General features: G+C 63.5%; 7 protein-coding genes and 1 pseudogene. 5 read left to right on the plus strand and 3 right to left on the minus strand.

The annotated features are described in order from the left end of the window. Positions 1–293: pseudogene (locus tag AC1D1X_RS11760) on the plus strand (amino acid ABC transporter substrate-binding protein); the annotation flags it as partial. A 165-nt stretch (positions 294–458) separates the two neighbouring features. Further along, on the plus strand, positions 459–1,193 hold the full coding sequence (locus AC1D1X_RS11765) for an aspartate/glutamate racemase family protein (RefSeq protein WP_477669010.1): 735 nt from the start codon (positions 459–461) through the stop codon (positions 1,191–1,193). Positions 1,194–1,319: 126 nt separating this feature from the next. Here the strand turns inward: AC1D1X_RS11765 and AC1D1X_RS11770 are convergent, their stop codons facing one another. The 3 genes from AC1D1X_RS11770 to AC1D1X_RS11780 form a co-directional block, all read right to left on the minus strand. After that, complete coding sequence (locus tag AC1D1X_RS11770) at positions 1,320–1,721, minus strand: RNA-binding S4 domain-containing protein (RefSeq protein ID WP_477669011.1); 402 nt, start codon at positions 1,719–1,721, stop codon at positions 1,320–1,322. 64 nt (positions 1,722–1,785) lie between these two features. Further along, positions 1,786–3,249 carry a sensor histidine kinase gene (locus tag AC1D1X_RS11775; RefSeq protein WP_477669012.1) on the minus strand — a complete coding sequence of 488 codons (1,464 nt, stop codon included), beginning with the start codon at positions 3,247–3,249 and terminating at the stop codon, positions 1,786–1,788. Beyond that, positions 3,246–3,932: a response regulator gene (locus AC1D1X_RS11780; RefSeq protein ID WP_477669013.1), complete on the minus strand. Its 687-nt coding sequence runs from the start codon at positions 3,930–3,932 to the stop codon at positions 3,246–3,248. Before AC1D1X_RS11780 ends, AC1D1X_RS11775 begins: the two co-directional genes overlap by 4 nt. A gap of 186 nt (positions 3,933–4,118) precedes the next feature. Here AC1D1X_RS11780 and AC1D1X_RS11785 point away from each other — a divergent pair, with 186 nt between their 5' ends. The 3 genes from AC1D1X_RS11785 to AC1D1X_RS11795 form a co-directional block, all read left to right on the plus strand. After that, positions 4,119–5,078, plus strand: a complete 960-nt coding sequence (locus AC1D1X_RS11785; RefSeq protein ID WP_477698320.1) for a Bug family tripartite tricarboxylate transporter substrate binding protein — start codon at positions 4,119–4,121, stop codon at positions 5,076–5,078. Between the two features lie 146 nt (positions 5,079–5,224). Further along, positions 5,225–5,743, plus strand: a complete 519-nt coding sequence (locus AC1D1X_RS11790; protein ID WP_477698321.1) for a tripartite tricarboxylate transporter TctB family protein — start codon at positions 5,225–5,227, stop codon at positions 5,741–5,743. Further along, positions 5,743–7,063, plus strand: a 1,321-nt coding sequence (locus AC1D1X_RS11795; RefSeq protein WP_477698322.1) for a tripartite tricarboxylate transporter permease, incomplete at its 3' end; no start/stop codon positions are given. The genes AC1D1X_RS11790 and AC1D1X_RS11795, both read left to right, overlap by 1 nt.

Here is a 7,063-nt window from a genome sequence, read left to right on the forward strand (position 1 = left end):
ACATCCTGCTGTTCGGCCTGATGGCCAACTCCAAGAATCCGGCGTCGCTGGAAGTCGTGGGTGATTCGCTRCAGGTGGAGCCCTATGCCTGCATGCTGCGCAAGGACGACCCTGAGTTCAAGAAGCTGGTGGACGGCACGATCATCCGCCTGATCAAGTCCGGCGACTTTACCAAGATGTACGCCAAGTGGTTCACCTCACCCATCCCGCCAAAGGGCGTGAACCTGAACCTGCCAATGAGCGAAGAGCTGAAGGCCAACCTCAAGGCGCTGAGCGACAAGCCGGCCATKTAAGGCTGACGGGAGCGCCGTCGCGCCGCTCCCGTTCTACTGCCGTGCCCGTTCGGGCCGGCAGTTTTCCCCCTAAAGAAAAATGATCCCGGAGCCTCGTGGGCTCAGGTGGCCGGTGTGCGCCTGCCGGACAGGATTTGCAACTTGAACAGCATTGAAAGGCAAGATATGAGCAGAACCCGCGTGGTCGGCATTCTGGGCGGCATGGGTCCGGCTGCAGGTGCAGACTTTGCTCGATTGTTTGTCCAGGCCTGCGCGGACCATATGCGCTCGCTGGACATTCCGGTGTCTGACCAGGCCTTTCCCGAGCACTGGCTGGCGCAGGTGCCGGTGCCGGACCGCAGCAACGCGCTGGGTTTACCGGGGCCGGGCGGCCATCAGCCCCTGGATCCCATGTTGCAAGCAATGGGGAAACTCGCCGCATTAGGTGCCACCACCGTCGCGGTAGCGTGCAACACGGCCCATGCGTGGCACGCCGAGTTGCAGGAGCGCTTTCCCCAGCTTGAAGTGCTGCACGTGGCGCGTGAGGTGGCCCAAAATCTGGCGGGCCGCGGTGTACGCGAAGTGGGTCTTCTGGCGACCGAGGGCACCTACCGGGCAGGGCTCTACGACCAGGCCCTGCGGCAGGCGGGTTTGCAATGCCACATTCCTTCCGTTGAAGAGCGTGAGCGCCTGATGCGCGGCATCTATGAGGGCGTGAAAGCCGGCAACATGGCTTTGGCGCGTGAGTGTTTTGCGGGCGTGGCCAGCGCGCTTGCCGGGCGGCACGGCCTTTCAGTGCTGGTTCTGGGTTGCACCGAGATTCCGCTGGCACTCAGCGCGGTGCCTGGCATGGATTCACTTGAGCTGGTGGACCCGGCGGCCCTGCTGGCGCGGGCGCTGGCGCAGCGAGCGTATGCCTGAGCGTTCATCACCATCCTGCATGGCTCAAAACAGCCAATTCTTGAATAAAATAGGCCTCTGACCCAATGGGAATGGGCGCGAGTAGCTACAAAAATGATAGCGAAAACGGGGCGGCTTCCCAGTCTCTCAATCGGCTGACGCGCTCCAGCGGTTGTCCCAGGCCTTGTCGAGCGTGCGGCGGTCGCGTTTGGTGGGGCGCCCATGCTCCAGGCTGCCGGCCGGATCGGCTGCCACCCGGCGCTGCTCGGCGGCCTCGGCTTTGAGGCGCAGGCTTTCTTCGGTTTCTTCGTAGAGCTGCTGGGCTACCGGGGCTGCGCCTCGCAGCTTGCTGATGCCGCGCACCATCAGGGTACGGGTGTAGGGGCCCTGTCGCAGTGTCACGGTGTCGCCGGATTTGACTTCACGCGCGGGCTTGGCTTCGATGCCGTTGATGCGTACACGGCCCTTGTCAATTTCTTCCACGGCCAGGGCGCGGGTCTTGTAGAAGCGGGCGGCCCACAGCCACTTGTCGATTCGCAATTTGTCCATTGGGGCCTATTCTGTACCAAGGCATGTGGCGCCGTGTAGGAGGGCGCCGCGTTTGGATTGGTTCTCACGTCGTGGGCAGGCGTACCGTGGCGTCCAGGCCCGTCACACGGCCGTGCACGACGCGGTTTTCCAGCGAAATGCTGCCATGCATGGTTTCGGTGATCTCGCGGCAAATGGCCAGGCCCAGGCCGGAGCCGTGGCGCACGTTGCCTGCGGAAAAGGGCTGATAGAGCCGCGCCGACAACTCCGCCGACACCCCCGGCCCGCTGTCGCTGATGGTCATGGCGACAACGCGGGCGTCGCACACGATGCGCACCGCCAGCGTGCCGCCGGCCGGCGTGTGCTTGATGGCGTTGTGCAGCAGGTTGCGCGTGAGTTCGCCCAGCATCCATTCATGCGATGTGACGCGCGCCGGCACGGTTTCTATCTCGAAATCGATGTCTTTCTCGGCAATCAGGGGCGAGAGGTCCAGCGCCACAGAGCGCACCATCTGCGCCAGGTCGATGGCCTGCAGGTCAGCCTGCTGGCGCAATTGCTCCACCTTGGCCAGCGCCAGCATCTGGTTGGCCAGGACGGTGGCGCGGTCCACCGTCTGGTTGATTTCCGCCAGCGCCTCACGGGCGTCCATGTCGCCGCGCAGCGCGGACTGCACCTGTACCTTGAGCACGGCCAGCGGCGTGCGCAGCTGGTGGGCCGCATCGCGCACAAAGCGCTTCTGGTTGTCCAGCAGGTGCTGCAGCCGGCCCATGACCTCGTTGGTGGCATCCACCAGCGGCAGAAGTTCGCGGGGTGCATCGGGCGCGGTAATCGCCGTCAGGTCGCCTTCGGGACGGGCCTGCAGCTCGGCGCTGAGGCGCCGTACGGGCCGGGTGGCGCGCTGCACCACGACGACCGCCACCAGGGCGATTACCGCCAGCAGCAGGGCCTGGCGCCACAGTGTGTCGAACAGGATTTTGCGGGCCAGTGTTTTGCGCAGTTCCAGGGTTTCGGCTACCTGAATCACCGCCATGGCGCGGCCTTTTGCACTGGCCACGGGCTGCAGCAGAACCGCGACCCGCACATCGTCGCCCATGAAGACATCATCATAAAAATCCACCAGCGCCGAATAGGGCGGCCGTGCCGGAATGCGCCCGTGCCAGAACGGCAACTCCGAAAAACCGGACACCATGCTGCCGCCGAGGCTGGAGACCCGGTAAAAAAGCCGGCTCTGGTTGTCAGCCTCAAAAGCTTCCAGCGCCGCATAGGGCACCGTGACGCGCAGCTCGGATTGCTCGTCGTAGCCCGTTACATCGAGCTGCTCGCCGATGGATTTGGCAGACGCCAGCAGCGTACGGTCATACGCCGTGTTCACCGCGCCCAATGCCTGCCGGTACAGGCTGAAGGTGTTGGCCACTACCAGCAGGCCCACCGGCAAAAGAATGCCGATGAGCAGGTATCTGCGCAGGGAGATGGCGCCTGCGCCGGGTTTGGTTTCGGGTGCTGCGGGGGGAACTGCCTGAATGTCCTGTCGCGGCTGCGGGGAGCTCATGCATCCACTTTCAACAAGTAGCCCAGGCCGCGCAGCGTGACCAGCGTGACGCCGGTTTGCGCCAGTTTCTTGCGCAGGCGGTACACCACCACTTCCACCGCCTCGTATTGCACGTCCGCCTCGCCGGGAAACACCAGCTCGAACAAACGCTCTTTGGACACTGCATGGCCGGGTTTGGCGATCAGGGCCTGCAACAGCGCCAGTTCACGGGGGGTCAGCTCCAGCACTTGGTCGCGGTGGTAGATGGCCCCGCTGTCTTTTTCATAGCGCAGCTCGCCCACGATCTGTGCGCCGGCATCGTTTTCCGCGGGAAGCGCGGTTGCCGCGCGCCGGCGGCTCAGGGCGCGCAGACGTGCTTCCAGTTCGTCCAGGTCGAAGGGTTTGGGCAGGTAGTCGTCGGCCCCGGTGTTCAGGCCCATGATGCGGTCACCTACCGTGCCGCGTGCGGTCAAAATGAGCACCGGTGTGGCCAGCCCCTTGAGGCGCGCCTGCTCCAGCACCTGCAAGCCGTCCATCCCGGGAAGGCTGAGGTCCAGCACCACCACATCGGGCTGGGTGTCCGTCCATTGCGCCAGCGCCAGGCGCCCGTCGGTGCAGCTGAAAACCTCCATGCCGCGGCGGCCCAGTGTCCGCTGCAGCGCAGCCTGCATCGACGCATCGTCTTCGATCAGTAACAATTTCATGGGGGCAGAATGGGCTAGGGCCTGAAAACAGGGTGTTAGCAGGCCCTAGACATTAGCACTTTCCCCAATGCTTCCGGACAGCCGTTTGACAGAAACGAAGCGCATGATAAGCCCGTGATCGGCTGGATGCCTTCGCCAGCCCGGCAAGCTCAACAATTTCACAATCCTATTTTCAAGGAGACACTCATGCGTCGCGATACCTTTCTTAAATCCCTGGCAGCCATGGCGGCTGCGGGCGCCTTGCCCCTGCCGGCTTTTGCCGCCGCCAACGTCAAGATGATGATTCCCGCCAATCCCGGCGGCGGATGGGACACCACGGGCCGTGCCCTGGGCAAAGCCCTGACGGACTYCAAGGCCGCCGATACCGTGACCTACGACAACAAGGGCGGCGCCGCCGGCGCATTGGGCCTGGCCCAGTTCGTCAACGGCTCCAAGGGCGACCCCAACGCACTGATGGTGATGGGTGCCGTCATGCTGGGCGGATTGATCACCGGCAAGCCGCCGGTCAGCCTGTCGCAAGCTACCCCGATTGCACGCCTGTCCAGCGAATACAACGTGTTTGTGCTGCCCGCCAACTCGCCATTCAAATCCATGAAAGACGTGGTCGAGCAACTCAAGAAAGACCCCGGCAGTGTGAAATGGGGCGGCGGTTCGCGCGGCTCCACCGAGCACATCGCAGCGGCCATGATCGCGCAGAAGGTCGGCGCCGATCCCTCCAAGATCAACTATGTGGCTTTCCGCGGCGGCGGTGAAGCCACGGCAGCCATCCTGGGCGGCAACGTCACGGTGGGCGGCAGCGGCTACAGCGAATTTGCCGAGTACATCAAGGCCGGCAAGATGAAGGCCATTGCGGTGACCTCGGGCAAGCGTCTGCCTGGTGTGGATGTGCCGACACTCAAGGAGCAGGGCATTGACGTCGAAATCGGCAACTGGCGCGGGGTCTACGGTGCCCCCGGCATCACGGACGCACAGCGCAAAGCCCTGACCGACATGGTGCTGGCCGCGCTCAAGGCGCCGGCCTGGGCCGAGGCTGTCAAGAAGAACGACTGGACTCCCGCAGTCCTGACGGGTGAGGCATTTGCCAAGTTTGTGGACGACGACTTTGCGGCGCTGCGCGCCACGATGGTCAAGTCCGGCATGGTCTGATCTTCCGCGTTTTTACGCCACCCGCGCTTTCGCGTATCAGCTGCACGCGGTTCCGTCAAATTTGATGAAAATTTGACGAAAGGCCCGCGTGCCCCCAGACTGCTTATGTCTGGCCCAACCTTCCCCGCCTTTCGGGAACTATAACGATGACAACTTCAGATCCCTCGGCCGTCTGGCCGCAAACTCTGGTCGGGGCCGGTGTGCTGCTGACCGGCCTGGCGCTGGCCTTTGGTGCGATCAGCATTTCGTCCGAGGCAGGTTATGGCGGTGTAGGCCCCAATTTCCTGCCTTGGGTGGTGTCGGTGGGCCTCGCCATTTGTGGCGCCTTCATCATCTGGGAGGCACGCAGCGGCGGCTTCCGGGAGCTCGAACCGCCTTCGGGCTCGGTGCAGGCCTACTGGCCGKGTTTCGTGTGGGTCTCGGCAGGCTTGCTGCTCAATGCAGCGCTCATCACCGCCATTGGTTTTATCCTGAGCTGCACGCTATGCTATCTGCTGGCTGTGCAAGGCCTGCGCCGTGCGGGCGGCCAGACCGCGGTCAATGCGCCGCGCACCTGGCTTGCCGACTTCGCGGTGGGCTTCGCGATTTCCGCGCCGGTGTTCTGGATGTTCACGAAATTCCTGGCGATTAATTTGCCAGGCCTGACCAGCACGGGGTGGATCTGATGGATATCTTCAATGCCCTGATGGCGGGTTTCGCGACAGCGATCACGCCGGTGAATCTGCTCTGGTGCCTGGTGGGTTGCGCGCTCGGTACAGCGGTGGGTGTGCTCCCCGGCATCGGCCCTGCGGTCGCAGTGGCCATGCTGCTGCCCATCACAGCCAAGGTCGACATCACCGCTTCGATGATTTTTTTCTCAGGCATTTACTACGGCGCGATGTACGGCGGCTCAACCACGTCCATCCTGCTGAACACACCGGGCGAAACCGCCAGCATGGTCACGGCCATGGAGGGCAACAAGATGGCCAAGAGCGGGCGCGCGGGCGCGGCACTGGCCACGGCTGCTATCGGCTCGTTTGTGGCAGGCACGATTGCCACCGTCATCGTCACGCTGTTTGCGCCTTTTGTGGCCGAGTTCGCAGTCAAGCTGGGTCCGCCGGAATACTTCCTCTTGATGCTGCTGGCCTTCACCACGGTGAGTGCGGTGTTGGGCAAAAGCACCTTGCGCGGCATGGCGGCGCTGCTGGTCGGCCTGGCCGCCGGCTGCGTGGGACTCGACCAGATCTCCGGCCAGGGCCGCTATACCGGCGGCATCCCGGAACTGCTGGACGGCATTGAAATCGTGCTGGTGGCAGTGGGCCTCTTTGCGGTTGCCGAAGTGCTTTATGCGGCGCTGTATGAAGGCCGCATGGTGGAAGAGCAGAACAAGCTCAGCCGTGTGCATATGACCAAGGCGGACTGGAAGCGGTCGATCCCCGCCTGGTTGCGTGGCACGGCCATCGGCACGCCCTTCGGGTGCATCCCGGCGGGCGGCACCGAGATCCCGACTTTCCTGARCTATGCAATGGAAAAGAAGCTGGCGCAAAACCAGCCCCACAGTGCGGAGTTCGGCACCAAAGGCGCTATCGAGGGTGTTGCCGGTCCCGAGGCTGCCAACAATGCGACGGTGACGGCTGCGCTGATCCCGCTGCTCACATTGGGCATCCCGACCTCCAACACCACGGCGATCTTGCTGGGCGCGTTCCAGAACTACGGCATCCAGCCCGGTCCGCAACTGTTCACCACGTCAGCGGCTCTGGTGTGGGCACTGATTGCTTCGCTTTACATTGGCAACGTGATGCTGCTGGTGCTGAACCTGCCCATGGTGGGCCTGTGGGTCAAACTGCTGAAAATTCCCAAACCGCAGCTGTACGCGGGCMTCCTGATTTTTGCGACGGTGGGCGCATACGGCATGCGGCAAAGTGCGTTCGACCTCTTTTTGCTGTACGCCATCGGCTTGCTCGGTGTCCTGATGCGCCGCTTTGACTTTCCGACTGCCCCTGTGG

This window comes from Polaromonas sp. P1_G4 (assembly GCF_056405475.1).